Genomic DNA, 20,146 nt, shown 5'->3' on the forward strand with positions numbered 1-20,146 from the left:
TCATCGGCCCGGTTGTGCTTCGTTGGAGACCTAAGGACGCGGAGTCCGACCAAGCGGTCTATTCTGTCGCCCTTCACCTAGCGTAGCGACGGTCAGCGGAGGTTCAGGTGGTCGTAGGCGGGGCGGAGCGGCGGCTCCGGAGGCTGGTGCCGCGGGACCGGCCGGCCCTCTGGCTTCCGCTGGATGACGGCCTCATCTCCGGCCCCGAGGACCATCTGCGCGACGTCCGCGCGCTGCTGACGCCCGACGTCGTCGAGAACGTCACGGCCGTCCTGGGCTTCCGAGGTTCGGTGGCCGCGGCCCACGAGAAGCTCCTCGAACTCCCCGTTGTGATGAATCTCAGCGCCAGCACCACCCTGGTGGACCACACCCGGAAGGTGGCGGTCGGCTCGGTCCTTGACGCGGTGCGGGCCGGTGCCGACGCGATCGCCTGCCATGTCAACATGACCTCGCCCTATCAGGCCGAGCAGCTGGCGATGCTCAGCACGCGGGTCAGCGAGGCGGACAACTTCGGGATGCCGGTGGTCGCCTTCGCCTATCCCCGTGGCCTCGACTCGCAGGGCGTCGACGACAACCATCTCGCGCTGCGGGAGCGGAGTCCCGAGGAATTCGCCGCATTGGTCCGACACGGTGTCCGAGCCGTGATCGAGCTGGGCGCGACCGTGGTCAAGACGATCTACACAGGCACGGTCGACTCGTTCCGCACGGTCGTGGAGTCGGCCATGGGAGTGCCGGTGCTGATCGCCGGCGAGTCCCTCAGCAACGAGGCCGAGGCGATCGTCAAGGCGACCCAGGCGATCCAGGCGGGCGCGTCCGGAGTGGCGTACGGGCGGCAGATCTTCTCCCGGCCGCGGCCCGTCCCGTTCCTGGCCGAGCTCCGCAAGACCCTGGAGGTCGAGTGGCTGAACAGCCGTTCCCCGGGCTCAGCGGAATTCCCATCGGAGCTGGGTTCCCGCTGACGGCGGCGAACCCGCGTGTGTGAGTCGTTCCAGGACACCGTCGCCGCGGCGGATCCAGGTTCGGCCGTGCGAGTCGATCACGATCAGGGCGAGGTCGCCGGAGCGGCCTTCCAGATCGACGGAGAGCATCAGATCCCGGGTCTCGCCTGGGCCGAGGCCGAGCGGGTCGGAGCTGGCCTCGTCGTCCGGCAGAGCGGCTCGCACGGTCACCGCGACGTCGTTGCTGTTGCGGACCCGTGCCTTGCGGGGGTTCGACCACCAGAGGGTCACGCGGGCCGCTTGGGCGCGTTCCGCCTCGTCCAGGGTTCGGCGGCGGTCCTTGGTCGCGCGGTAGTAGGTGAACGCGGCGATCACCAGCGATGACCCGGTGAGCAGCGAGCTGACCCAGGACGAGACGCTGCCCCACTCGGTGGTCATGCCGTGAGGATACGGGCAAGCCCGGAATTCGCGGCACGGCCCGGACGAGCCGCCTCGGTCGCGGAGCGGGGACGGGGGCTTGGTGGGCCCGTACTCTAGGAGGTTTTCTTGCGCTCCTGGGCCTTGCGCCGTTTGCCCTCGTGCATGGCGGCCACTCGGGCGATCGGGATGGTGTGGCCCTCCTCGACCAGGCCGGCGTCCAACGGCTGCGGCGGCGGCATCGCGTCGGCCCACGGGTCGCGGTCGGCCAGGCGCTCGACGGCGTTCCTGATGGTGAAGTCGGACGGTTTGACGCCGTCCAGTTCGGACCAGGAGAGCGGGAACGACACGGGGGCGCCGGGGCGGATGCGGGGGCTGTAGGCCGCCACGACCGTCGCGCCGCCGGCCCGGGTCGAATCGAGGAAGACCTTGCCGTGGCGGTCCTCGCGGATGAACGCGGTGGTGGCCAGGGCCGGGCCGAGGCGTTCGGCGCGGGCGGCGATGGCCCGGGTCGCGGCGGCCACGTCCTCGACCGGGGCGTCGTCGGGCAGCGGGACGAACATGTGCACGCCCTTGGAGCCGCTGGTCTTCAGGGCGTGGCCCATCCCGGCGTCGTCGAGGACCTGCCTGACGAGGCGGGCAGCATCGATCACCTGGGCGAAGGCGCCGCCCTCGGGCGGGTCGAGGTCCATGATCAGGTGGGTCGGGTGGTGGCGGCCGGCGAGCATCAGGGCCGGGTGGTACTCGATGGCGCGCTGGTTGCCGAACCACAGCAGGGTGCGGCGGTCGTTGCAGAGGGCGTAGTTCACATTGCGGTGCGAGGCCTCGGCCCACACCTCGGTCCGCCGCACCCAGTCGGGCGTGTACTTGGGCAGGTTCTTCTGCATGAAGGAGTCCTGGCCGCGCAGGACACGGATCACCGACAGCGGGCGGTCGGCGAGGACCGGCAGGATGCGGTCGCTCATCGCGTCGAGGTAGTCGATCAGGTCGCGCTTGGTCACCCCGGCCTCGGGGAAGATCTCCTGGTCGAGGTTGGTGAGGTTGACGCCCTCGAGCTCCATCTCAGGCCCACCCCGCGATGCCCAGCGCCGGGAAGACCATCACCAGGGTGAGCACGATGTAGAGGCCGCCGAGCCGGCCCTGGTGGTTGCTGACCGCGATGACCGCGGCCACGAACGGCAGCAGGATGGCGACCAGCGCGGCCGCGTAGCGTTCGGCGCCGGCCGGGCCGGGGCTGGCCAGGCTCCAGCCCAGCAGCAGCGCCATCGTCACCAGCCAGGCCAGGGTGACCGCGGTGACCCGGAGGACCACCTCGGTCCGCCGGGCCACCTCGCGCCGGGGTTCGACCTTCGCCTGGGCCAGCCGCAGGGCGAACCCGGACTGCTGCTCGTCCACCGTCGTCACGGGGTTCAGCCTAGGGGCGCGCGGCCCCGCCCGCAGGGTTCGTCATCAGTCCGCGACCAGCACATCCGCGACGACCACGGCGACGTTGTCGGGGGCGCCGTGCGTGTGGGCCAGCTCGAGGAGCCGGTCGGCGGCGGCGGCCGGGTCGCCGCCGGGCAGCGCCGCCGCCAGGTCGGCCGGTGGCACGGCCGCCCACAGGCCGTCCGAGCAGAGCAGATAGCGGTCGCCGGCCAGCATCGCGCGCTGTCCCAGGTCGGGTTCGTCGGCGGTCGCGCCCAGCGCGCGGACCAGCACCGGGCGCTTGGGGTGCCCGGCCGCCTCGCCCGGCGCGATCGTCCCGGCGTCGACCAGCGTCTGCACGTACGAGTGATCCTGGGTGAGCCGGAACATCTCGCCGTTGCGCAGCAGATAGGCGCGGGAGTCGCCGATGTGGGCCAGCAGCAGCCGGTCGCCGGAGCGGACCAGCGCGGTGAGGGTGGTGGCGGGGCCGTCCATCGCCTTGATCTCCCGAGCCGCGGCGGCGATGCGGTCCCCGAGGTCCCCGAGGTCGCTGATCCCGCCACGCAGGGCGTTGACGGCGGATGTCGAGGCGTCGCGGCCGTCCGGGCGCCCGCCCAGGCCGTCGGCGACGGCGAGCACGGTGTCGTCGGCGTACGCCACATCTTCGTGGCTCTCCCGCACCGACCCGATCGCGTCGCGGGCGGCGGACTTCAGTCGCAGCGTGGTCATCGTCGTTCCTCTCAACGAATCGACGAGGAGGTCGACCTCATGGGCCCGTCGTTCGAGCCCGGACCGGAACGCCGCGACCGCCTCCGCCACCTCGGCGGGCGGCAGGTCGCACAGTTCCCGGATACGGGCGAGCGGCATCTCCACCCTGCGCAGGCGGGCGATCAACCGGGCCCGATCGAGCTGTTCCGGGGCGTAGAACCGGTATCCGGTCACCGCGTCCACCGCGGCCGGGCGGAGCAGTCCCTGCTCGTCGTACAGGCGCAGGGCCTTGGCGCTCAGCCCGGCGGCGCGGGCGAACGCGCCGATCGTCAGCAGCTCCACTCGTACCCTCCTCGTGCCGGCCTGGTGACCGGCACGAGCAAGCCTGGGGCTTCACCCAACGGGAAGGTCAAGCAGCGACCGGCTGGGGTTCGACCGATCTGGCGGGTACGGGCGGAGCACGGCGCTTCGGCCGGGGGAACGGGGACAACCGTGGCTTGCGACGGGCCGCGATGTCCTCGACCCAGCCGAGGCTGAGCACGGCCACGGCGAGCAGGGCGATGGCGATGCTGAAGTCGGTCACGTCCTCGAGGAACTGGGTCGGGATCTCCCACAGCCTCAGCGGGTCGAACAGGACCACCGCGATGGTGATCGCCACGTTGTGCCACAGATAGATGGTGACCGCCCGGTTGTTGACCATCGACACGAACCCGTCCAGCGGCCGCACCTTGGCCAGCCACGCCATGGTCGGCGACCAGCGCATCAGGGCCAGGACAAAACCGATGCTGAAGATCGCGTACGCCGGCGGGATGCCGACCAGATCGAAGCCCTGGTCCGAGGGGTGGGTGAAGGCCCAGGCCAGCGCGCCGCCGACGCAGGCGACGGCGAGCGGGTAGACGTACCGCTTGCCGACCTTGCGCAGGTCACCCTCGCGGTGGGCGAAGCCGAGCATCCAGCACGTCGCGTAGGCCAGCACGTTCTGCACGACCTCGCCGGCCCGCTGGCCGAACATGTCCGGCCGCATCATGAACACCGCCAGCAACGCCAGGGGGAGCAGCAACGTCGCGATCCGGGCCCGGCGGTAGAGCTTCAGCAACAGCGGCGAGAGCAGAACCAGCCAGAGGTACGTCACCAGGTACCAGAGGACACCGGCGGCCGGGAAGCCGAACTCGGACGACGGCGGCTGCGCGACCGGGACGACCCAGAGCAGCAGCGACCATCGCGCGTGATCCTCCCAGCCCAGCCGGAGCATCAGCGGCACCAGGATCAGGCCCATCGCCCAGAGCGCCGGCAGCAGCCGGCGGATCCGGTTGCGGATGGTCCGCGACACCGACCGGTCGAGCGACTTGACCATGAGCGAACCGCCCAGCGCGAACATCACGCCCATCGAGGGGAAGACCAGCTCGAGAGCGGCGAACGGGAAAGCGTGGAACAGCACCACCCGGATCATCGCTAATGCACGCAGAGTATCGAAGTACCGATCTCGGCTCGCGGCCTTCATGCTCGGCATGGTGCTCCTAGCTGCGTCTTTGTCGGAACCTGCTCTGGGCAGCAATTACCGAACGTAGTTTCTTTCGCGTGGTTGCGCCCCGCCCGAACGGCCAGAGGGCGGGGGCCGACAGTTCGCGGCAGATGATCCGAAACGACATCGATGTCATACTTGCCGCCATGTCCGCGCTGCGTCGTCCCACGCTCACGCAGGTGGCGTCGCTGGCCGGGGTGAGCCTGAAGACCGCCTCCCGCGCGCTGAACCGCGAGCCGAACGTGGCCGAGGACACCGAACGCCGGGTGCGCGACGCCGCCGACGTGCTCGGCTACCGCCTCAACGGCATCGCCCGTGAGCTGCGCCGGGGCGCCACCTCGGCCCTGGTCGGGCTGATCAGCGGCGACCTGGCCAACCCGTTCTACTCGGCGGTGGCCAGCGGCATCGAGCGCGAGCTGCGCCAGCACGGTCTCCAGCTGATCACCGCCAACACCGACGAGGACGCCGAGCTCGAGCGCAGCCTGGTCGACGCGTTCCTGGAACGGCGGGTGCGGGCGATGCTGGTGGTGCCCAGCGCCGAGCGCCACGACCACCTGGCCGCCGAGGGCGCGGGCGGGGTCCCGTTCGTCTTCCTCGACCGGCCGCCGCTGGGTGTGGCGGCCGACGTCGCGCTGATCGACAACCTCGGCGGCGCCCGGTCGGCCGGGGAACATCTGCTGGCCGGTGGCCATCGGCGCATCGCCCTGGTCTCCGACCTGGCCCGCAAGGCGCCCCAGCGGGACCGGATCGAGGGCTTCGTGCAGGCGATGCAAGCCGGCGGCAACCGTGACTGGTTCTTGACGACCGACGTCCATGACGTACGCCGGGCCGAAGACGTCGTCCGTGACCTGCTCGCCTCGGAGCAACCACCGACGGCGATCTTCACGACGAACAACCGGCTCACCACCGGTGCTTTGCGTGCGTTCCGTGATCACCCTGGCGCGCCGCCGGCCCTGATCGGCTTCGACGACTTCGACCTGGCCGACGTCCTCGGCATCACGGTGGTCGCCCACGACATGGTCGCTTTAGGAAGGGAAGCCGCGCGCCTCGCCTACGCCCGGATCAGCGGCTACGAGGGTCCAGCTCGGACAGTGGTGATCTCGACGACGGTGATCCCTCGCGGTTCGGGTGAGCGCGCGCCCGCTTAGCGTCACGTTACGGCCCGGAAACGATGCCGCAATCGCTCTTGACGATGTTCGGTGTTGAGCGGCAGTGTGCGACCGGTTGTCTTTGACAACGATGTCAAATAACGAGCTTGGGGGACATATGCGCTTCACGCGAGCGGCGGTTGCCGTTGTCGGCATAGCCGCCCTGTTGACCGCTGCCGCGTGTGGCAGCGGCGACGAGGGTGGCGAGGGTGGATCGACCAAGGTCGAGGTGTTCACCTGGTGGGCCGACGGTGGTGAGAAGGCCGGTCTGGACGGCCTGGTCAGCACCTTCGGCACCGCGTGTGCCGGGCAGACCTTCGAGAACGGCGCCGTGGCCGGTGGCGCCGGGGCCAACGCGAAGTCGGTTCTCGCTTCGCGGCTCCAGCAGAACACGCCGCCGGACACCTTCCAGGCGCACGCCGGCGCCGAGCTGCTCGACTACATCGACGCCGGCCAGGTCGAGGACATCAGCGCCGACTACGACAGCTGGGGACTCAAGCAGGCCTTCCCGCAGGGCCTGATCGACAACCTCACCGTCGACGGCAAGATCTACTCGGTGCCGGCCAACATCCACCGCGCCAACGTGGTGTGGAGCAACAAGAAGGTCACCACCGAGGCCGGCATCACCGCCGACCCGAAGGACCTCAACGAGTTCTTCGCCGCCCTGGACAAGCTGAAGGCCAAGGGCGTCACGCCGCTGGCCGTCGGCAAGGACTGGACCCAGCTGATGCTGTTCGAGTCGGTGCTGATCACCGACCTGGGCCCGGAGAAGTTCACCGGCCTGTGGAACGGCACCACGCCGTGGACCGACCCGGGCGTCGCCAAGGGCATCGCGGACTTCAAGAAGCTGCTCACGTACACCAACAAGGACCGTGACGCGCTCGACTGGACCGACGCCGAGAAGCTGGTCATGGACGGCAAGGCCGGCTACCAGCTGATGGGTGACTGGGAGGCCGCCGACCTCGACGCCAAGGGCTTCAAGGACTACGCCTACTTCACGTTCCCGGGCAACGGCACCACCTTCCAGTGGCTGGCCGACTCGTTCGTGCTGCCGAAGGGCGCCAAGAACGCCGAGGGCACCAAGTGCTGGCTGAAGACGGTCGGTTCGGCCGAGGGCCAGAAGGCGTTCAACACCAAGAAGGGCTCGATCCCGGCCCGTACGGACGCGGCGCCCGCCGACTACCCCAAGTACCAGCAGGCCGCCATGGCCGACTGGAAGTCGGCCAAGCAGGTGCCGTCGTGCGCCCACGGTTCGGCGTGCTCGCAGGGCTGGCAGGGCGCCGCCAACTCGGCGCTCGGCGCGTACAGCACCAACCAGGACGACGCCGCCCTGACCAAGGCGCTGACCGCGGCCGCCGAGCAGTTCGGCAAGAAGAAGTAACTCTTACTGCGCATTTTCTGCGTGACGAGCGGGTGGGGCGGCTCCGGCCGTCCCACCCGTGTACCTGAGGAGCTCCGATGCGCCGCATGCGGCAATGGGGGCCGGGCCTGCTGCTGCTGTCCCCGTCCCTGATCCTGCTCGCCGTCTTCGTGTACGGCCTGATCGCCTGGACCGCCAAGGTCTCCTTCTCCGACGAGCACAACGCCCGCGGCTCGAAGGGCTTCGTCGGGCTGGAGAACTACGCCAACCTGTTCACCAACGACATCAACGACCGGTTCCAGCACTCGCTGAAGAACCTGCTGGTCTTCACGGTCGTGTTCCTCGTCGGCACGATGCTGCTGGGCCTGCTCTGGGCGTTCCTGCTGGAGCGCGGGGTGCGGGGCGAGGGCTTCTTCCGTACGGTCTACCTGTTCCCGATGGCCGTCAGCTTCGTCGCGTCCGGTGTGGTGTGGCGCTGGCTGATGAATCCGGCCGACGGCGGCTTGAACGCCGTGTTCGACGGCTTCGGCCTCGACTTCCTGAAGAACACCTGGTGGACCAACCCCGACTGGGGCATGGCGGCGATGGCGTTGCCGGCCGTCTGGCAGCTCAGCGGCTATGTGATGGCGCTGTTCCTGGCCGGTTTCCGGGGCATCCCGCAGGAGCTGCGCGAGGCGGCGGCGATGGACGGCGCGAGCACCTACCGGCTCTACCGCAACGTCATCTTCCCGCAGCTGACTCCGGTCGCCCTGTCGGCGCTGATCATCCTCGGGCACATGTCGATGAAGATGTTCGACCTGATCATGAGCGTGTCCGGCGCGCAGTGGCTGTCCGAGGTGCCCGCCGTCTACGTCTGGCAAGCCTTGCTCACCAGCGACTACTCGAAGGCCGCGGCGATCTCGATCATCCTGCTGCTGCTCGTGGCCGTCGTCATCGTGCCCTACCTGATCTACACCAACCGGGCGGAGAAGAGCCGATGACCACTGTCGCTTCCGCGCCGCCGACCGGCCTGGAGCCGTCGCCCGGGGTCCGCGCCCGCCGTCGTCGGTCCTTCGGTATCGGCCCGGTGATCAAGTACGCCCTGGCCATCATCTTCGTCCTCATCGTGCTGATGCCGGCCTACGTGCTGGTGGTGACCAGCTTCAAGGCGGGCAACGAGATCGGCGTGACCGGTCAGTGGAACCTGCCGACACACTGGACGGTCGCCTCCTGGGGCAAGGCCTGGACGGCGTTGCAGCCGGCCTTCCTCCGCACCTTCCAGCTGGCCATCCCCGTGGCGCTGATCAGCTCACTGATCGGGGCGGCGAACGGTTTTGTGCTGTCCCGGTGGCGGTTCCCCGGCGCCGACGTCGTCTTCACGCTGATCCTGTTCGGCATGTTCATCCCGTACCAGGCGGTGATGATCCCGCTGCGCGAGATCGTTACCCAGATCAACCTGCAGCCCGGCATCCCCACGCTGATCTTCGTGCACTGCATCTACGGCATCCCGATCTGCACCCTGATCTTCCGGAACTACTACGCCACCACGGTTCCGGAGGACCTGATCGAGGCCAGCCGCATGGACGGCGCGGGCCTGCTGCGCACCTTCTGGTCGATCATCCTGCCGATCTCGATCCCCGGCTTCGTGGTCACCATCATCTGGCAGTTCACCAGCGCCTGGAACGACTACCTCTTCGCGATCTTCCTGTCCAACACCCGCAACGGGCCCATCACGATCGCGTTGAACGCCCTGGCCGGGGCGCAGAGCCCCGACTACGCCGCCTCGATGGCCGGCGCCCTGATCACGTCCTTGCCGACGCTGATCGTCTACATCCTGCTGGGCCGCTGGTTCATCGGCGGCCTGATGGCGGGCTCGGTCAAGAGCTGAGCCCCTCCGGCGGCGCCGCCCTCCTGACCCAGCCGGGCGGCGCCGCTGGTCCCTCTCCTTCTGCTCGCCGCCTTGTCTGCGCGCTGGTTCCACCGCGCTGGTTCCTTTTCGCGCTGGTCTCCCCGCGCTGGTTCCCTTTCGCGCTGGTCTCCCCGTGCGGGCTCCTTTTCGCGTTCGTCTCCCCGCGCTGGTTTCTGTCTGCGCGGGCCTTCTCCCTGCGGCTAGCCTCTCGCGGCGATGTAGGCCGCCGAAACCTTCTTCGGCACCACCATCCGCCAGGCGTCGATCACCAGCTCCTCCATGAGGGCGTGATCGAGCTCAGCCATCCAGGCCTGCACCCACTGAAAGCGCATGTTGGCGGCATCAGGCAGATGAAAGACCCGCGGCTGGGTAGCGACCAGAGCGGCCCGTTCCTCCCGCGGAAACGCGAACCCCATGACAGTCTCATCCCGCGAGAACGCCACATAGACGATCGCCCCGACCCGAAACTTCACCCTGTCTCGAATCAGATGCTCCGAACTGCGTGGCAGCGGCCGCGCAACCTCCCGCACGTCATCAACGGTGACCATGCGAGAACGCTATCCCCGAGGTACGACACTCCTCATCCCACCGCCATCACGACGACCGAGGCTTGGGCACAGTCCGAGGAACCTCGTCCCCTTCCTTGATGCTGCCCGGCACCTTGGCCCGAGCAACCCGATCAGCCGACAACCGATAGGTCGAAGCCTGCACCAACTCATCCGGCACGTAATGCCGCCCCCGCCGCGGCACCTCAGCCTCCTGCCCTTCACCGCCCGGCTCCCCGACCATCCGTCCTGCCGCTACTCCTGGGTCTCGCCCTTCGGCCGCGCCGCCCGCTTCTCGCCTTCCGGCCGCGCCGCCTCGGGCTCGCCCCTCGGCCGAGCCTCCTCGATCTCCCGTCTCGGCCGCGCGTCCTGGGTCTCTCATCTCGGCCGGCGCTTCGTCCTGGATCTCGGCTGCTCGTCCTGCGTCTCTCACCACCGGCGCGAAGAATGCTCCCGAGTCTTCAACGGCACGCCTCCTGGCCGCTGCACCGTCTCGCTCAAGCTGATGCGCGTCCTCAGCGCCGTGCCGACGTCCGGCCGCAGCGTCCGCCGACTCGCCGCCGAAGGAATGAGGCGCAGGCGCCGAAAACTCTTCCTCCAGCTGCTCGCGGTGGCTCATGTGCCGATACCCGAGCGGCATGCCAACAGCCGACTCGGCAATCGGCGACAACACATCCGCGGTCTCGTCGTCTTCGCCGACCCCGCCCCGGCCGTCCCAACCCGCCGGAGCCGACCGAACACCGGCACTTGCCGCGTCACGGCCGCGCCCATCGGAGAACGTCGCAGCGCTTTCCGCCAACTGCCCAACCCCGTCGACGGCCGCCTGTTCGCGTTCTTGCGCTGCGCGTGCGGCGTGTTCGCGTTCTTGCGCCGCGCGTGCCGCTTGTTCGCGCTCCCTGACCGCACGTGTTACGTGTTCGAGTTCCTGTGCCGCCAGCGCCGCGTGCTCACCTTCTTGAGCCTCGCGCGCGGCGTGTTCACGTTCTTGCGCCGCGTGTGCCGCATGATCGCGTTCTTGAGCCGAGAACGCCGCGTGATCGCGCTCCTGGGCTGGGAGCGTCGTCGGTGGCGCGGTTGGCGCGAGGGCCGTTCCCAGGGCGCCGGCGGATGACGTTGCCAGGGCCGCCTGTGCGGCGATGGGCGGGTCGGACAGGGTGGCGGTCGGAGTGGCCGCGGTGGGCTGCGCGGGCTGGGAAGCGATGCGCGCGGCCGTGCTGAAGGTGCTCTCGGTGGCCGCGTCGAAGCCGTCGCGGTAGGCGTCCTCGCGATCCGTCGCGCTCCGCTGCCATTGGTGGTAGCGACCGGCGGCGTAACCCGCGAGCGCGAAAAGGACAGCGAAGATCGACGACACGAGGGGGGCGGTCATCCCCCGATTCTGGCGATAAGTATCGACTGAGAGCTATGGCCCGTTTGATTTACCCCGATCGTGTAAGGATCAATAAATGACGACTGTGGGTCTGGTGAGTCCGGGATACATGGGGTCCGGCATCGGCTGGGCCCTGCGACAGGGCGGCGCCCGGGTCGTGGCCACGGTCGCGGAGAGGTCGGCTCGCACGCGCCGCCTGGCCGACGAGGCCGGCCTCGAACTCGTGCCCACCCTGTCCGACGTGGTGGCCGACGCCGACGTCGTACTCTCGATCACCCCGCCGGGCCGCAGCCTCGCCGCGGCCGGGGCCATCGCCGCCGCCTTGAAAGCCACCTCATCGCGCGCCATCGTCGCCGACCTCAACGCCGTGTCGCCCACCACGATGACCGCCGTGGCCCACGAACTGTCGCCCGCGCCCGTCGTCGACGGCGCGATCTCGGGCGCGCCGCCGAACGTTCGCCCCGGCGCGCGCATCTTCCTGAGTGGCGAACACGCCGCCGCCATCGCCGATCTGCCCTGGTCGGGTCAGGTTCAGCCGATCATCGTGGGCGCCGAGGTCGGCGCCGCCAGCGCGACCAAGATGTGCACCGCCAGCGTCTACAAGGGTTTGGGCGCCCTGCTGACCCAGGCCATCCGAACGGCCGGCCACCACGGCGTCCTGGACGCGGTCGTGGCCGACCTGAGCCGGAACGACGTGGCCGACCTGGCCGGCGTCGTCTCCTCCGCCACCAAGGCCCACCGTTTCGTGGACGAGATGCACGAGATCGCCACCACCCAGTCGGCGGCCGGCCTCACCCCCGACCTCTTCACCGCGATCGCCGCCGTCTACCAGGACGTATCCACCACGACCCTCGCCGAGGGCGACCCTGAGACCACCGACTTCGCCCTCCCGGCCGCCGAGATCGTCGACCGCCTCAACCATCGACGTCCCGCTCCACCATCGGCCTGAGCTCTCCGCGGAGATCATGAGCTGGGGATATCGCTGGTCAGGGCACGAGCGCAGGCGATCACTTCGGCGGCAAAGAGGGCGGGTTGTTCGAAGGCCGCGAAGTGGCCGCCGCGCGGGGGCTCGCTCCAGTAGCGGATGTCGGTGAAGCGGCGTTCCGCCCAGCGGCGCGACGGGCGCGGGTTCTCCTTCGGGAAGATGGTGCAACCGGTCGGCACGTCCACCCGGTCGGCGACGCCGCCGCGGAAGCGGGTCTGCACCCGGGCGAAGCTCTCCGCGTACAGTCGCGCGGCCGACGCTCCCGTCCCCGGCAGCCAGTAGTGCATGAGGTTGTCGAGCAACTCGTCGCGCGTCAGCACGCTCGCGAGGTCGCCGTCGCAGTCGGTCCACGCCTGGAACTTCTCGATGATCCAGGCGCACAGCAGCGCGGGGGAATCCACCAGGCCGTAGCCGATGGTCTGCGGCCGGGTCGCCTGTTCCAGGGAGTAGCCGTCGCCCGTGCTGGCCGAGGTCAGCGACGCGGCGGCCGCCTGCTCGGCCGGGGTCCAGTCGGCGGCGGTGGCCGTGTCGGGCGGAACCAGCGGCGGCATCAGGTGTAGCCCGATCACCCGGTCGGGGCGGCGCTTGCCGATCTCGGTGCTGACGCTGGTGCCCCAGTCGTGGCCCTGCGCGATGAACCAGCCGTAGCCGAGCCGCGTCATCAACTCGGTCCAGGCATCGGCCGTCCGCTCCACCGTCCAGCCGGGGCCGTCCGGCCGGTCGCTGAAGCCGTACCCGGGCAGCGACGGGCAAACCACGTGGAAGTGTTCGCTCAGCGGCCCGAGGACCTTCTCGAACTCGATCACCGAACCGGGCCAGCCGTGCGTCATGATCAGCGGAGTCGCGTCGGGCCGAGCCGATCGCACATGCCAGAAGTGGATCGCGAGCCCATCGATCATGGTGCGGAACTGTGGCACCGCGGCCAGCCGCGCCTCGGTGGCCCGCCAGTCGTACTCGTCGGCCCAGTAGCGGCAGAGCTCACGCACGTAGGCCAGCGGCGGCCCCTGCTCCCACCCGGGCGTCGTGGCCGGCTCGGGCCAGCGGGTCCAGCGCAGGCGGTTGCGCAGCTCGGCGATCTGATCGTCGCTGACCCGGAAGCGGAACGGCTCGATCGTCGTCATGCCGGGCTCCGGGGCGGCCCGGCCGCGATCCGCTCGGTGATCTGAGCCATGCGGTCGTCGCTGTTGTGTGGCATCTCCCAGCGCGTCTCCATCCACCACGTGCAGCCCGCCGCGGCCAGCGGCCGCACCGCCTCCCACGCGGCGGCCGCGTCGTCGGCCGGCGTCTCGCCCTCGGCGAGGATGTCGAGACCGGCCGGACCGCCCTGTTCGGCGAGCCAGGCTCGGGTGTCACGGATGTTCGCCGGCGTCTGCTCGTGACCGGGAATGAGCCCGTCGCACTTCAGGACACGGCGCATCGACCGGGGCCGCGGCCACTTCGCCACCACCCAGATCGGCACCCGCTCCTGCACCGGACGGCCGACCTCGGCCAGGTCGTTGCGGTCCACCGCGTACTGGTAATGCACGCCCTCGGCCCGGGCCTCGCCGGCCCACAGCGCGCGTATCAGGTCGATGCCCTCGTCCATCATGTCGGCGCGGGTGTGGAGGTCGAGCTCCTCGCCGGTCTGTGGCAGGTCGGTGGTGATGGCGCCGACCCCGATGCCGAGGATCGCCCGGCCGCCGGAGAGCTGGTCGACGGTCGCGACCTGACTCGCCACCTTCCACGGCCGGCGCCACGGGAGCGGCGTGAGGATCGTGCCCAGGCGGACCTGGGAAGTCTGCACGGCGATCGCGGCGAGCAGGCTCCACGCGTCGACGCCGTAGGCCGCCTCCCACACGAACACGCCGTCCCACCCCGAGCGGTCGGCCAGGACCGCCTGCTCGAGCTGCTGAGTCGCGGTGCCGCCAGGAAGGATCACGCCGTAGCGCATCGTCTGCTCTGCCATGCTCCTGTCCTATCAGGCGAGCCCGACAGTTTTCGGCCGCCAGCTCACCGACCTGCCCAGCCGAGCGAGAAATTCGGTCTCGGGCGACACACCGGGCGGGAACGGAACGCCCGGCGCGAAGGCGGCGCCCGCCTGCGTGCGGGAGTCGTCGTCGGGCACCTGGCGGGCGACGGGCAGCGCCGCCGCCAGCGCGTCCGGCGGCGGCGACCAGGGCAGGCCGAGCGTGGCGGCGACATCCCAGCCATGCGCCAGGTAGTCGACCAGGTGGAAGCTGATCGCGAGGCGCCCGGGCACCGGTTCGGGACGGATCTCGGGCAGGTGGAACGGGTGGTCGAGCACACCGTCGGCTTCGAACGCCGAGAGCACGACGGCGGCGCTCACGGCGTACCCCTCGAGGGGTTTCGGGTCTTGCCACCTCGGGCGCCAGGCCGCCTCATCGGGCCCGCGCTCGATGGCGGCCGCGGCGAAGCCCTCGTGTTGGGCGGTCATGTGGGCGAGCAGGGCGCGCAGATTCCACCCGTCGCACGGCGTTGGCCTGGTCAGGTCGTCGGGCGTCACGCGGCTCACCAGGTCGACGGTGGCTCGGACGGCTTCGGCGTCGGCTCGGATCAGATCGATATGCATGCGCTTACGATCTACCTGAGCGTACGATCTGTCAACGGGTATCGTCGCGGCGTGACAAGCGACACGGATCGGCCCGATCTGGGCGCGATGGCGGCCCGGCTGGCGCGTCTGCTGATCACCCTGGAGCAACCGATCCTGGCCGAGAACAACCTGTCGATGTGGGCTTATGTGGTGCTTTCGGCCCTGCGCGACGAGCCCATGCGTACGCAGGCGGCGCTGGCCAAGGCCATCGGCGCGGACAAGACGCGGCTCATACCGGTGCTCGACGACCTGCAGCGGCGGGGGCTGATCGAGCGCGAGCCCGACCCGGCCGATCGGCGGGTCCGGCTGCTGGCGCTCACGGCCGCGGGGCAGGACGTCCACTCGGTGGTCCGGGTGGCGATCCGAGCGACCGAGCGAGGCCTGCTCGATCGGTTATCCACAGGGGATGAGCAGGTCTTTCTCCGTTGCCTCGAACATTTGTCGGAGGGTGGTGCTAAACCTGACGCCAACTGAGGGAGGTCCTCGATGCAGGCGTCAGATCACGTCGAAGTTGGCCATCATCGCCATGTCCTCGTGCTCGAGGTTGTGGCAGTGCAACATGTACTTGCCGCGGTGGCCGGCGAACTTCGCCAACACCTCGACCGTTTCGTACGGTCGTACGTCCACCGTGTCCTTCCAGCCCGTCTCCCACGGCTCCGGCGAGCGACCAGAACGCGACAGCACCTGGAAGTGGGCCAGGTGCACGTGGACCGGGTGGTGGAAGTCGCTGGTGAAGCGCCACAGCTCGACGGTGTCCAGCCGAGGCGCGGCCAGGCTGCCGGCGGGGTCGTAGAGCTGGCGGTTGACCGTCCACCGCCCCTCGTCGTAGCGGAAGTCGAACTGCCGCTCGGTGACCGCGTCGGCCGTGGTGAGCGGGGACTCCGCGGCGGGCACGAGCCGGTCCGGCACCCGGCTGTCGTCGGCGGCCTTGCGGGCCACCGCGAAGCGCATCACCTCGGCGGTCGTGCCGATGCCGAAGTCGTTGACCAGGGTCACCTCGGTGCCGATCGGCAGGGCGGCGAAGTCCACCACGACGTCGTAGCGTTCGCCGGGCGTGACGATGATCTCGGTGTGCGTGATCGGCGCGGGCAGCAGCCCGTCGTCGCTGCCGATCTGGATCATCGGCAGCCGTTTCCCGCCGGCCTCGAGGGCGAGCCGGTAGCGGCGGGCGTTGGAGGCGTTGACCAGCCGCAGCCGATAGCGCGCGGCGTCCACCTCGTGCCGGGGCCACGGGGCGCCGTTGACGAGGATCACGTCGCCGAAGACGCCGGTCACGAACTGGCCGCGGGCGCCCGGCCGGTGCATCGCCATGTCGTGCGACGGGTAGGCGAACGAGCCGTCCTCCTCGAAGGCGCGATCGCAGATCATCAGGGGCAGGTCGCGGTCGTCGCGGGGCAGCGGCAGCGCCTCTTCCCGCGGGTCGGTGATCTGGTAGAGGCCGAGCAGCCCGCGCCACACCTGCGGGCCGGTGAAGTCCATCCGGTGGTCGTGGTACCAGAGCGTCGCCGCCCGCTGATTGTTCGGGTAGCGATAGTCGCGGCTGACGTCGTGCACCTGGCGTGCCATCGGCGGGGCCGGCGAGTAGCCGCGCGGGACGGTCAGGTCGGTGGGGAAGCCGTCGGAGTCGGGCGGGGTGACGCCGCCGTGCAGATGGGTCGAGGTCGGCACGGGCAGTTCGTTGCGTATCGTCACCACGGCCGGTCGGCCGGCACGGACCCGCAGAGTCGGCCCGGGGAAGGTGCCGTCGTAACCCCAGATGCGGGTCGTCCGGCCGGGCAGCAGGCTGACGTCGGCGGCCTTCTGGGTGAGCACGTAGTGGTCGGCGTCGGCGGTGACCCGCACCGGGCGAGCGATCGCGGGGATCGGCAGCGGGGCGGTGAACCGGGCGGGCAGAGCCTTGCTGGTCAGCAGCCGACCGGTGCCCGGCCCGTCGGAGGCTCGTCCACATCCGGCCGCCGCGGCGGCCACGCCGGCGAGCGTGAGGAGGCCGCGCCGGGTCAGGCTCATCGACGGGTCCGATATGCGCAGGTCCACCAGGCGAAGCCGCCGATCAGGCCCATCAGCGCCACCCCGATCGGGATGTGCAGGCCGACCATGCGGGCGAAGCCGAGACCGGCCTGCACGGTGATCAGGAACCAGATGCCCGAGGTCAGCGCGATCGGCCACCACGGGCCCCGGCCGGGGCGGACCAGCAGAACCGCGCCGACGACGAGCAGTCCGGCGGTCAGGAACAGCAGGGTGCCGTTGGCGCTGTGCAGGCCGAGCAGCGAGACGTCCCCGGTGATGAAGCCGCCGGCCAGTGCGGCTTGGAGCAACACCTGGATAAGGACGAGCAAGGAGACGCCGCGGAGCAGCGCGATCGGCCAGCGCGCGCCCGGCCGGCGCCCGGCTAAGGGGACCGGAGGGGGCGCGGCGCCCGGCGGTTCCAGCGCGGCGCTCACGGGCATGGGCGTGGACGGGTTTCCGGGCAGACCAGGGTTCTTGAGCACGGCTTCATCCTTCTGGCGAAGGCGAACGAGCGGATCCGGCGCCGTACCTAAGGGTGGGCCGGATTTAGGCAGCTCAGAAGAGGCCGACGGGCCCGGGTTCGCTCAGGGTCGGCGTCGCCGGTGGGAGATTGACGGCGCCGTCGACGGCCTCCTGGAGCCCGCGGGCCGCCAGGCGGTCGGCGCGTTCGTTCTCCGGGTGCCCGGCATGGCCCTTGACCCAGTGCCACGCCACCTGATGACGGCTCACCGCCGCTTCCAGGCGCTGCCACAGGTCGACGTTCTTGACGGGCTGCTTGGCGGCGGTCTGCCAGCCGTTGGCCTTCCACCGGGGCAGCCACTTCGTGATGCCGTCGCGGACGTAGACGCTGTCGGTGTAGAGCATCACGGTCAACGGCGCCCGGGTCAGCGACTCCAGCGCGCGGATCGGCGCGGTCAGCTCCATCCGGTTGTTCGTGGTGGTGCTCGCCTCACCGCCGCAGAGGTCACGCTCGACGCTGCCGTAGCGCAGGACCGCGCCCCAGCCGCCGGGGCCGGGATTCGGGATGCAGGCCCCGTCTGTGTAGATCTCGACGACGGTTCGGTCGGTCATGGCGGGCACCCTACCGATCGCGATGGGCTGAGTCTCGCGCGCGGCCGGGGGAGAACGGGTGCGGACGCAACAGTTCCACCTCAGGGAGGAGCAGTGCGGCCGCGGGGAGGAGGAAAGGGCGCCTCCGGCCCGGTAGGCAGGGGGAGCGGAACGGGAGAGGCGGGACAATGCTGGTGACGGAACGTCGCGAGGCTCGGCGTCGGGCGGAGGCCGGGCGCAACGTATCGTGGCCGGAGCGGATCCGCCGGGATTCGCCGGGACGATGGGGCGGGATGAGTCAGGCCGGGGCCGTCGAGGTGCGGGACGTGGTGGTTCGCTACGGCGACGTCACCGCTGTCGACGGTGTCTCGCTGACCGCTCCGCGTGGGCAGGTGCTCGCCCTGCTCGGCAACAACGGCGCCGGGAAGACGAGCCTGCTCCAGGTGTGCGAGGGCTTCCGGCGGCCGGATGGCGGGACCGCCACGGTGCTCGGGCTCGACCCGGTCGGCGACCACGACGCGCTGATGCCGCGGATCGGGATCATGCTGCAGGCCGGGGGCGTCTACCCGTGGGCGACCGTGGGAGAGATCCTGGAGTTGTTCGCCGGGTTCGCCGCGACGCCGCTGGACACCGGGATGCTGCTCGACCGGCTGGGGCTACGCGGGGTACGGCGTACCCGCTGGCGGCGGTTGTCCGGCGGCGAGCAACAACGGCTCGCGCTCGCGGTCGCGCTAGTCGGCCGGCCGGAGATGGTGTTCCTCGACGAGCCGACGGCCGGCATGGACACCGAGGCGCGGCACACCACCTGGCGGCTGGTCGAGGAACTCCGGGCCGACGGGGTGTCCGTCCTGCTCACCACCCATCTCTTGGACGAGGCCGAACGGCTCGCCGACCAGGTCGTGATCATGCGGTCGGGCCGGGTGGCGGCGACCGGCACGCCGGCCGAGCTCACCGCGGCGGCCGGCATCGACCTGCTGGAGGTTCGCGCCGACGCCGGGCTGCCGGTGGCGCGGCTGGCCGAGCGCATGGATGCCAAGATCGACGAAGGGTCGCCGGGTGAGTACGCGGTCGCCGGGGAACTGGACAGCGCGGCGATCGCCGCGGTCCTGTCCTGGTTCGCGGAGGTGGGTGCCCAGGTGACCGCCGTGAACTCGCGCCGGCGGACGCTCGAAGATGTCTACCTCGCGCTGACGTCGCCGAAGGCGCACGCCGAGCCCGGGGCGCAAGCCGAGGCCGGGGGGCAAGCCGAGGCCGGGGGGCAAGCCGAGCCTGGGGCGCAGGCCGGGGCGGCGGCGCAGGCCGGGCCGGGGGCGCCGCGATGAGCGCCGGGACCTTCGCGCCGGCGCCGGGGCGGGCCGCGCGCGGCACCGTGATCCGGCGGCAGATCAAGATGGAACTGCTGCTCACGGCGCGTCGCGGCGAGGCGGTCGTGCTGGCCATGGGTGTGCCGCTGCTGGTGCTGCTCGGCGCGGGGCTCACCGATGTGACCAACGTGCCGGGCGACGACCGGCTGGCGTACGTGGTGCCGGGGGTGCTCGCCCTCACGGTCATGTCGACGGCGTTCACCGGGCAGGCGATCACCACCGGGTACGAGCGCAGCTACGGCGTCCTCAAACGACTCGGGGCGTCGCCGCTGACCCGGTCCGGGCTGCTGTTCGCGAAGACGTCGGCGATCCTCGGGCTGGTCCTGGTGCAGTTGCTGGCACTGGCCCTGGTCGGGCTGGCGGTCGGCTGGCGGCCCGAGTTCGGGCACCTGCTCCCGGCGGTCGGGATCACGGTGCTGGCCGTGGCCGCGTACTCGGGGCTGGCCCTGACGATGGCGGGTCTGCTCCGGCCGGAGACGGTGACCGCCGGCGCGACGCTGATCTACGTGGTGATGCTGTCGGTGGGCGGGATCATGTTCGCGGCGCCGGACCTGGGCGTGGCGGGGTGGTTCGTGCTGCCGCTGGCGGCGCATGCGCAGGCGTTGCGGGATGCGCTCGGAGGCACGGCGATCCCGGGGTCGATCTGGCTGAGCCTGGCCGCGTGGGCGGCACTCGGCGTCACCGCGGCGACCCGGTTCTTCCGCTGGGAGTAGCCCGCAGCGCAGTAGCGGGGGAGCAGCCCCCAGCGCAGTAGCGGGGAGCAGCCGGAGGCCGGTCGTGTCCATCGATCGGTTGACACGGGATGACGGCCGCGTGGACGTCGCGGTGGGGTGTCGTCAGGCGGAAGTCTCTAC

The 20,146-nt window shown here is 70.4% G+C and carries 22 protein-coding genes; 9 read left to right on the forward strand and 13 right to left on the reverse strand.

The genetic code is table 11. The features are described 5' to 3' along the window. Window positions 1-107: 107 nt before the first annotated feature. Window positions 108-959: a hypothetical protein gene (locus AB0O15_RS09780; protein ID WP_364316378.1), complete on the forward strand. Its 852-nt coding sequence runs from the start codon at window positions 108-110 to the stop codon at window positions 957-959. Here AB0O15_RS09780 and AB0O15_RS09785 read toward each other — a convergent pair. The 5 genes from AB0O15_RS09785 to AB0O15_RS09805 form a co-directional block, all read right to left on the reverse strand. Then, a complete protein-coding gene (locus tag AB0O15_RS09785) occupies window positions 924-1,376 on the reverse strand; it encodes a hypothetical protein (RefSeq protein ID WP_364316380.1) in 453 nt (150 codons plus the stop codon). The two genes, AB0O15_RS09780 and AB0O15_RS09785, sit on opposite strands and share 36 nt — an antisense overlap. A gap of 95 nt (window positions 1,377-1,471) precedes the next feature. Next, on the reverse strand, window positions 1,472-2,416 hold the full coding sequence (ligD, locus tag AB0O15_RS09790; protein ID WP_364316383.1) for a non-homologous end-joining DNA ligase: 945 nt from the start codon (window positions 2,414-2,416) through the stop codon (window positions 1,472-1,474). 1 nt (window position 2,417) lies between these two features. Next, window positions 2,418-2,759, reverse strand: a complete 342-nt coding sequence (locus AB0O15_RS09795) for a hypothetical protein (RefSeq protein ID WP_364316385.1) — start codon at window positions 2,757-2,759, stop codon at window positions 2,418-2,420. Between the two features lie 45 nt (window positions 2,760-2,804). Beyond that, window positions 2,805-3,809, reverse strand: coding sequence for a MerR family transcriptional regulator (locus tag AB0O15_RS09800; protein ID WP_364316387.1), 1,005 nt, complete (start codon window positions 3,807-3,809; stop codon window positions 2,805-2,807). A 67-nt stretch (window positions 3,810-3,876) separates the two neighbouring features. Next, window positions 3,877-4,968, reverse strand: a complete 1,092-nt coding sequence (locus AB0O15_RS09805) for an acyltransferase (protein ID WP_364316390.1) — start codon at window positions 4,966-4,968, stop codon at window positions 3,877-3,879. A gap of 167 nt (window positions 4,969-5,135) precedes the next feature. Here AB0O15_RS09805 and AB0O15_RS09810 point away from each other — a divergent pair, with 167 nt between their 5' ends. The 4 genes from AB0O15_RS09810 to AB0O15_RS09825 all read left to right on the forward strand — a co-directional run bounded on the left by AB0O15_RS09810 (window position 5,136) and on the right by AB0O15_RS09825 (window position 9,364). Continuing rightward, window positions 5,136-6,137, forward strand: coding sequence for a LacI family DNA-binding transcriptional regulator (locus tag AB0O15_RS09810; RefSeq protein ID WP_364316393.1), 1,002 nt, complete (start codon window positions 5,136-5,138; stop codon window positions 6,135-6,137). Between the two features lie 118 nt (window positions 6,138-6,255). After that, on the forward strand, window positions 6,256-7,518 hold the full coding sequence (locus tag AB0O15_RS09815; protein ID WP_364316396.1) for an extracellular solute-binding protein: 1,263 nt from the start codon (window positions 6,256-6,258) through the stop codon (window positions 7,516-7,518). 86 nt (window positions 7,519-7,604) lie between these two features. Next, on the forward strand, window positions 7,605-8,477 hold the full coding sequence (locus AB0O15_RS09820) for a sugar ABC transporter permease (protein WP_364317158.1): 873 nt from the start codon (window positions 7,605-7,607) through the stop codon (window positions 8,475-8,477). Further along, the gene (locus AB0O15_RS09825; protein ID WP_364316399.1) at window positions 8,474-9,364 is read left to right on the forward strand and encodes a carbohydrate ABC transporter permease; all 891 of its coding nucleotides are present in this window, start codon (window positions 8,474-8,476) and stop codon (window positions 9,362-9,364) included. Before AB0O15_RS09820 ends, AB0O15_RS09825 begins: the two co-directional genes overlap by 4 nt. A gap of 221 nt (window positions 9,365-9,585) precedes the next feature. Here AB0O15_RS09825 and AB0O15_RS09830 read toward each other — a convergent pair whose 3' ends face one another. Both AB0O15_RS09830 and AB0O15_RS09835 read right to left on the reverse strand, forming a co-directional pair. Next, window positions 9,586-9,933, reverse strand: coding sequence for an MmcQ/YjbR family DNA-binding protein (locus AB0O15_RS09830; protein ID WP_364316402.1), 348 nt, complete (start codon window positions 9,931-9,933; stop codon window positions 9,586-9,588). A gap of 46 nt (window positions 9,934-9,979) precedes the next feature. Then, window positions 9,980-11,296 carry a hypothetical protein gene (locus AB0O15_RS09835; RefSeq protein ID WP_364316405.1) on the reverse strand — a complete coding sequence of 439 codons (1,317 nt, stop codon included), beginning with the start codon at window positions 11,294-11,296 and terminating at the stop codon, window positions 9,980-9,982. Window positions 11,297-11,372: 76 nt separating this feature from the next. Between AB0O15_RS09835 and AB0O15_RS09840 the strand changes: the two genes are divergently transcribed. Continuing rightward, window positions 11,373-12,245, forward strand: coding sequence for a DUF1932 domain-containing protein (locus AB0O15_RS09840; RefSeq protein WP_364316406.1), 873 nt, complete (start codon window positions 11,373-11,375; stop codon window positions 12,243-12,245). Between the two features lie 14 nt (window positions 12,246-12,259). Here the strand turns inward: AB0O15_RS09840 and AB0O15_RS09845 are convergent, their stop codons facing one another. Genes AB0O15_RS09845 through AB0O15_RS09855 form a run of 3 tightly spaced genes read right to left on the reverse strand, consistent with a single transcriptional unit; the run spans window position 12,260 to window position 14,850 of the window. Then, complete coding sequence (locus AB0O15_RS09845; protein WP_364316409.1) at window positions 12,260-13,402, reverse strand: epoxide hydrolase family protein; 1,143 nt, start codon at window positions 13,400-13,402, stop codon at window positions 12,260-12,262. Continuing rightward, entirely contained in the window at window positions 13,399-14,226 is an 828-nt protein-coding gene (locus tag AB0O15_RS09850) for an LLM class flavin-dependent oxidoreductase (RefSeq protein ID WP_364316411.1), read from the reverse strand. Before AB0O15_RS09850 ends, AB0O15_RS09845 begins: the two co-directional genes overlap by 4 nt. Window positions 14,227-14,238: 12 nt before the next feature. Continuing rightward, the gene (locus AB0O15_RS09855) at window positions 14,239-14,850 is read right to left on the reverse strand and encodes a TIGR03086 family metal-binding protein (protein WP_364316414.1); all 612 of its coding nucleotides are present in this window, start codon (window positions 14,848-14,850) and stop codon (window positions 14,239-14,241) included. Window positions 14,851-14,901: 51 nt separating this feature from the next. On the opposite strand from AB0O15_RS09855, the gene AB0O15_RS09860 reads away from it, so the two are divergent. Then, the gene (locus AB0O15_RS09860; protein WP_364316417.1) at window positions 14,902-15,345 is read left to right on the forward strand and encodes a MarR family transcriptional regulator; all 444 of its coding nucleotides are present in this window, start codon (window positions 14,902-14,904) and stop codon (window positions 15,343-15,345) included. A 21-nt stretch (window positions 15,346-15,366) separates the two neighbouring features. Here the strand turns inward: AB0O15_RS09860 and AB0O15_RS09865 are convergent, their stop codons facing one another. The 3 genes from AB0O15_RS09865 to rnhA all read right to left on the reverse strand — a co-directional run bounded on the left by AB0O15_RS09865 (window position 15,367) and on the right by rnhA (window position 17,949). Further along, window positions 15,367-16,878, reverse strand: coding sequence for a multicopper oxidase domain-containing protein (locus AB0O15_RS09865; RefSeq protein ID WP_364316420.1), 1,512 nt, complete (start codon window positions 16,876-16,878; stop codon window positions 15,367-15,369). After that, complete coding sequence (locus AB0O15_RS09870) at window positions 16,875-17,360, reverse strand: hypothetical protein (protein WP_364316421.1); 486 nt, start codon at window positions 17,358-17,360, stop codon at window positions 16,875-16,877. Before AB0O15_RS09870 ends, AB0O15_RS09865 begins: the two co-directional genes overlap by 4 nt. Before the next feature lie 73 nt (window positions 17,361-17,433). Then, complete coding sequence (rnhA, locus tag AB0O15_RS09875; RefSeq protein ID WP_364316424.1) at window positions 17,434-17,949, reverse strand: ribonuclease HI; 516 nt, start codon at window positions 17,947-17,949, stop codon at window positions 17,434-17,436. Between the two features lie 272 nt (window positions 17,950-18,221). Between rnhA and AB0O15_RS09880 the strand changes: the two genes are divergently transcribed. Beyond that, complete coding sequence (locus AB0O15_RS09880; RefSeq protein ID WP_364316426.1) at window positions 18,222-19,250, forward strand: ABC transporter ATP-binding protein; 1,029 nt, start codon at window positions 18,222-18,224, stop codon at window positions 19,248-19,250. After that, window positions 19,247-20,005, forward strand: a complete 759-nt coding sequence (locus AB0O15_RS09885) for an ABC transporter permease (protein WP_364316428.1) — start codon at window positions 19,247-19,249, stop codon at window positions 20,003-20,005. The genes AB0O15_RS09880 and AB0O15_RS09885 overlap by 4 nt, the downstream gene beginning before the upstream one ends. Window positions 20,006-20,146 lie beyond the last annotated feature (141 nt).

Source organism: Actinoplanes sp. NPDC089786 (assembly GCF_040684855.1).
Taxonomy (GTDB): Bacteria; Actinomycetota; Actinomycetes; order Mycobacteriales; family Micromonosporaceae; genus Actinoplanes.

Excerpts from the sequence above, each read along its gene's own strand:
- AB0O15_RS09785 (WP_364316380.1), bottom strand. The coding sequence starts at position 1,376 with ATGACCACCGAGTGGGGCAGCGTCTCGTCCTGGGTCAGCTCGCTGCTC.
- ligD (WP_364316383.1), bottom strand. The coding sequence starts at position 2,416 with ATGGAGCTCGAGGGCGTCAACCTCACCAACCTCGACCAGGAGATCTTC.
- AB0O15_RS09805 (WP_364316390.1), bottom strand. The coding sequence starts at position 4,968 with ATGAAGGCCGCGAGCCGAGATCGGTACTTCGATACTCTGCGTGCATTA.
- AB0O15_RS09810 (WP_364316393.1), top strand. The coding sequence starts at position 5,136 with ATGTCCGCGCTGCGTCGTCCCACGCTCACGCAGGTGGCGTCGCTGGCC.
- AB0O15_RS09815 (WP_364316396.1), top strand. The coding sequence starts at position 6,256 with ATGCGCTTCACGCGAGCGGCGGTTGCCGTTGTCGGCATAGCCGCCCTG.
- AB0O15_RS09820 (WP_364317158.1), top strand. The coding sequence starts at position 7,605 with ATGCGGCAATGGGGGCCGGGCCTGCTGCTGCTGTCCCCGTCCCTGATC.
- AB0O15_RS09825 (WP_364316399.1), top strand. The coding sequence starts at position 8,474 with ATGACCACTGTCGCTTCCGCGCCGCCGACCGGCCTGGAGCCGTCGCCC.
- AB0O15_RS09830 (WP_364316402.1), bottom strand. The coding sequence starts at position 9,933 with ATGGTCACCGTTGATGACGTGCGGGAGGTTGCGCGGCCGCTGCCACGC.
- AB0O15_RS09835 (WP_364316405.1), bottom strand. The coding sequence starts at position 11,296 with ATGACCGCCCCCCTCGTGTCGTCGATCTTCGCTGTCCTTTTCGCGCTC.
- AB0O15_RS09840 (WP_364316406.1), top strand. The coding sequence starts at position 11,373 with ATGACGACTGTGGGTCTGGTGAGTCCGGGATACATGGGGTCCGGCATC.
- AB0O15_RS09845 (WP_364316409.1), bottom strand. The coding sequence starts at position 13,402 with ATGACGACGATCGAGCCGTTCCGCTTCCGGGTCAGCGACGATCAGATC.
- AB0O15_RS09850 (WP_364316411.1), bottom strand. The coding sequence starts at position 14,226 with ATGGCAGAGCAGACGATGCGCTACGGCGTGATCCTTCCTGGCGGCACC.
- AB0O15_RS09855 (WP_364316414.1), bottom strand. The coding sequence starts at position 14,850 with ATGCATATCGATCTGATCCGAGCCGACGCCGAAGCCGTCCGAGCCACC.
- AB0O15_RS09865 (WP_364316420.1), bottom strand. The coding sequence starts at position 16,878 with ATGAGCCTGACCCGGCGCGGCCTCCTCACGCTCGCCGGCGTGGCCGCC.
- rnhA (WP_364316424.1), bottom strand. The coding sequence starts at position 17,949 with ATGACCGACCGAACCGTCGTCGAGATCTACACAGACGGGGCCTGCATC.
- AB0O15_RS09880 (WP_364316426.1), top strand. The coding sequence starts at position 18,222 with ATGAGTCAGGCCGGGGCCGTCGAGGTGCGGGACGTGGTGGTTCGCTAC.
- AB0O15_RS09885 (WP_364316428.1), top strand. The coding sequence starts at position 19,247 with ATGAGCGCCGGGACCTTCGCGCCGGCGCCGGGGCGGGCCGCGCGCGGC.